General features: G+C 52.7%; 4 protein-coding genes. 3 read left to right on the top strand and 1 reads right to left on the bottom strand.

The genetic code is table 11. The features are described from left to right. Positions 1 to 428 precede the first annotated feature (428 nt). Positions 429 to 1,727: an O-antigen ligase family protein gene (locus DW49_RS0121970; RefSeq protein ID WP_024421399.1), complete on the top strand. Its 1,299-nt coding sequence runs from the start codon at positions 429 to 431 to the stop codon at positions 1,725 to 1,727. Positions 1,728 to 1,835: 108 nt separating this feature from the next. Continuing rightward, on the top strand, positions 1,836 to 3,122 hold the full coding sequence (locus DW49_RS0121965) for an oligosaccharide flippase family protein (protein WP_005614799.1): 1,287 nt from the start codon (positions 1,836 to 1,838) through the stop codon (positions 3,120 to 3,122). Here the strand turns inward: DW49_RS0121965 and DW49_RS1000000134370 are convergent. After that, the gene (locus DW49_RS1000000134370; RefSeq protein WP_370445418.1) at positions 3,048 to 3,224 is read right to left on the bottom strand and encodes a DUF1523 family protein; all 177 of its coding nucleotides are present in this window, start codon (positions 3,222 to 3,224) and stop codon (positions 3,048 to 3,050) included. The two genes, DW49_RS0121965 and DW49_RS1000000134370, sit on opposite strands and share 75 nt — an antisense overlap. A gap of 166 nt (positions 3,225 to 3,390) precedes the next feature. On the opposite strand from DW49_RS1000000134370, the gene DW49_RS0121960 reads away from it, so the two are divergent. Continuing rightward, on the top strand, positions 3,391 to 4,083 hold the full coding sequence (locus tag DW49_RS0121960; RefSeq protein WP_032617390.1) for a DUF433 domain-containing protein: 693 nt from the start codon (positions 3,391 to 3,393) through the stop codon (positions 4,081 to 4,083). Positions 4,084 to 4,258 lie beyond the last annotated feature (175 nt).

Genomic DNA, 4,258 nt, shown 5'->3' with positions numbered 1-4,258 from the left:
ATAAGATTTGAATTTTCCGTTAGTTGGTGGCTGATTTTTTCGAAAACAGTACACTAGCTTGACATCCAGGTGGCTCATCACCCTGATAGGGTGGTGAGTCCCTAATGTGCTTATTTTTAAGTAAAGCTATATGTCTAGTCACTATAAAGCTCTGCAATCTTTTCATGTCTATTTTGAGATGGTTTTGAAGGGCTTCTGACTTCGCGTATAAATTTAAATCAACCACCTCGCAGATGCGCAGTGCGCTTGCAAGAAAAAGCAGGCTTGTGAGGGCTTTCTAGTCTGTATCTGAGTTGAGTTTTATTTTGTTAGTAATGCTGAGATCTCATGCTTTTTTTCTAACGTGTTGCACTGTTCTTTTTGTCAGTGTATACACTGATGGTTTTGCTTCGCACGATGTTCAAAGGTTGGGTCAATGTGGCATTGGGATGATGTCCCTTGCCTTTCTTTTTTTTCACCGCGTAATTAACGCTACTAGTAGTGGCCTTTTTCCATTTTGGGTCAAGGTTGTTTTTCGAGGTCTGTTATTGGTAGGGCTTTTGTCCAGTCTTATGGCTCATCAACCAACTTGGGCACTAACAGAGTTATCAACTCTACTACTCTCCTGCGCAATTGCCACGGCATTCACCCTGCAAAGACAACATCACGGTGCCCAACTGGATCGCGCCTTTATAGGCTTCGTCATCCTTATCTGCACTGTTAAAACAATCCAGTTTCTATCCGCCTCCACAGCAGCATTCCTCAGCTCCACCCCAACCCTGGACACCGACCTCCTACTCGACGGCTTTTCCAACAAGCGTTTTTACGGCCAATTCCAGACCTTCACTCTGCCCTTACTGGTGCTGCCACTACTATTTCCCTCCACACGACGCTCAATCAAGGTCGGTTTGTTCTGTCTGACCAGCCTCTGGTGGATGATCGCGATCAGTGGAGGAACTCGCGGTACATGGCTGGGCATGGCGGCTGCGGTTGCCGTAACGTTTTGCCTCGGGCGTGCCGGACGCCGCTGGGCCGTGTGGCAACTGGGCGCGGCCTCGACGGGGCTCCTGCTGTTCAGTCTGCTATTCAGCGTGCTACCAAGCCTGTTGGGCATCGAAGTCAGCAATTTCGCGGGCGACCGCCTGACGACCTCACTGTCCGCACGCGAAATCCTCTGGCAACAAGCATGGGAAATGATCAAACAGCGCCCGCTTCTTGGGTTTGGTCCCATGCATTTCGCTGACATATGGAATGCCGTGGCGGCGCACCCACATCAGGCCATTCTGCAATGGGCCTGTGAATGGGGAATCCCCTCGACGTTATGCGTGGCAGGCCTTGCGCTATATGGGTTGAGTACCACTGCGGTGCTGTTGCGCAAGCGTGCGCAGTCTCTTGAACCGGTTGATCTGATGCGCCTATGCCTGTTCGCCAGCCTCATCGGCGCTCTGACCCAGTCTATGGTCGACGGGGTGATCGTCATGCCTTATTCACAGCTCTGGCTGGCGATCATTGTAGGCTGGCTGCTGGCGTTGCATGAATGGCAAGCAGCCCCTCGTCCTGCCAGTGTTGCGCTCAGTCGTGCGTGGCTGCTTTGCCTGACGCTTGCGACAGGCATGATTCTCTACACCATTGTTCGCGACTTACCCGACATGGACACACGCAGGCAGCAATTTAGTGAAGATTTCGGTGGGCGATACCTTCCTCGCTTTTGGATGCAGGGCGTTATTGCGCAACCTCCCGCAAGATGACTACGACACTTGTGCTAGCATTTTGTGTACGAGGCTCAATCCTGGGACGAGTGGGTAGAAACTAGTCTTGGTAAGCGGTAGATAAAGTATTTTCTTTCGGAGTATTCAATGGCTGCAAAGATGCCTTTACAGGGCACTGAAACTCCATCGAATTTCTCGGTATTTTCTCTGTTGAGGAAAGGCAGTCCTCTGATCGTTCAGTGGATGTCAACGATTTATGGCGCTTTGATGTCGCTTGGAATCTCGGTTCTCCTGGCGAGAAGCATGGGGCCGGATGCTTTTGGCGCTTACACCTACATTTATGTTCTCGCTATGTTTCTGGCACTGATTCAGGACGCGGGACTTAAAACCCTTTTTCTACGTGAGCGAGCTTCTCCTACGGCAGCCCTGAAGGCGTTGAATCAAACGTTGCCGCGCCAGGCGTTATTGCATCTTGTGATCAGCAGCCTGGTGTTGATGCTGCTCGCCTGCCTGGCTTCCCGCTGGGTAGAGGGTGTGGCGCTGGCTGCGGCAGTGTTCTGCTTCGGCGCAATAACACTGGTTACATGGTTATCGTCCTGGCTCAAAGGCGCGGGCGAGTTTTCCAAGGACGCGTTCTTTCAAGTTTGTGCTCGTAGTCTGAGCGCGCTGATGATCCTGTCCAGCATCGCTATCTTTGGCCTTACACCCGTAGCGATTTTTTCTGCCTGGGGGCTTGGCCTGCTGCTGACATTCGTCTGGTTTCGGCGAGATCTGCCTGTGCTGATCAAAGCGCCTCTGGTGTTGCCTGTATGGGCTTACCGCAGCGCGTTCGTCTTTCTGTTACTAGACCTGCTCACAACAATCTACCACCGCGTAGACATCGTCATTTTGCATAGCGTGCTGGGCTATGTTCCGCAGGTGGGTTCCTATGCCGTTGCTTGCCGTTTGATCGACGGTGTCATGCTCTTGGCAACTCCCGTAGCGTTAGTCATGTTCCGACGCATGCGGCATCTGGCGGAGACGCCCGGCGGTAGCGTTGATTTCAGTCGCAAGGCGATACTGATGGCTTTTGCGATTGGTGCATTGCTGGCGGGTGGGGGCTGGATGTCAGGCGGATGGGGAGTTGGCTTGCTTTTCGGTAGCGCTTACGTAGATGAAACGCAGCCGATCATGGGTTGGTTGTCGATTTCGTTGTTCTTCGCTCTTCCGAACTATGTTCTTACGCAATGCGCGGTCGCAACTCATCGAGAGCGCTTTTTCCTGGTCAGCGCTGCATTTTCGTTACTGGTAAACGTGTGCCTTAACGCCTGGCTTGTCCCATTGCACGGGGCTCTGGGGGCTGCATGGGCAACTGTCTCTTCAGAGGCCATACTGACTCTTTGCCTGGTGCTGGGCGGTATGCTCGCAGTAAAAAACGACACGTCTGCTCAATAAGGCCCTCGCCTTAAACAATCCGCCGAGGGCCTGGATGTCGGCGGAGTCGAATTTGAAGTACCACGGGAAGCTCCAGCCGATGCCTCCGTTGCGACTAAAGATGATTTATCGAGTGTCTTGAGTTCGGCGTCTGACCTTTCGTAGGACTATTCATCTTTCTTCATAGGTTCAGTCCTGATCCATACGATTCCCCCAAACGGACATTGATTGATGCCTGAATCAGGCTCAAAATCCCCCGCTTCATCACCTCATGCAATGGAGGGGGCATATGAACACCACTACATCACCCAGCCGCCTCCTCGGGTTAGGCCTCTATACCCCAGCGGAAGCCTCGTCATACACTGGCATTCCTTCCAAAGACATTCGCAGATGGATGTTTGGCTATAGCGCGGCAGGGGTCGATCACCCCGGCCTCTGGACTCCGGAAATTGCATTTCTTGATGACAAGCTGCTCGGCTTCCACGACCTGCTGGAAATTCGCTTTGTCCATGCGTTTCGCCAGCATGGCGTCAGCTTGCAAGCGATCCGTAGTGCTTCGTTACAAGCCCGAGAGATGTTCGGCCAGCGCTATCCGTTTACGTGCAGACGCTTTCAAACCGACGGGCGGGATATATTTGCAACCGTTTTGGACGAAACCGGCGACGAGGCGCTGCTGGATCTGGTCAAGCGGCAATATGCCTTCAAACAGGTCATCACACCGTCTCTGTATGAGGGCATTGATTACGCCGGTGAAGAGTCGGCAAAACGTTGGTATCCGGTCAAGCGCAGCAAGGCGGTGGTGTTGGACCCTGCAAGAAACTTCGGCAAACCAGTACTGACAAGCACCGGAATCGACACCGCCGCCATTTACCATTCCTATCTGGCTGAAGGTCAGAGCGCGAAGCGCGTGGCACAACTCTATGAGATTCCGCCAGCAGCAGTGGAAGCGGCAATCGCTTTTGAGCATCGCCACGCAGCTTAGCTGCATGGCTTGGTAGCGACTACCGCTGTGTTTTAAGGAGCTGAACTCACCGCACAACTGTAGTGGTCTAATGATTCCGGACACTCATTTAGGCGAGAATATCGCCAGATATAGAGGTGTCTGATGACCAAACAACGCCGTACCTTTTCCATTGAATTCAAACGCGAGGCCGCAG

Source organism: Pseudomonas avellanae BPIC 631 (genome assembly GCF_000444135.1).
Lineage (GTDB): Bacteria > Pseudomonadota > Gammaproteobacteria > Pseudomonadales > Pseudomonadaceae > Aquipseudomonas > Aquipseudomonas avellanae.
Note: the sequence above shows the minus strand (reverse complement) of the source record. Positions and strands in the feature narration are given on the sequence as shown.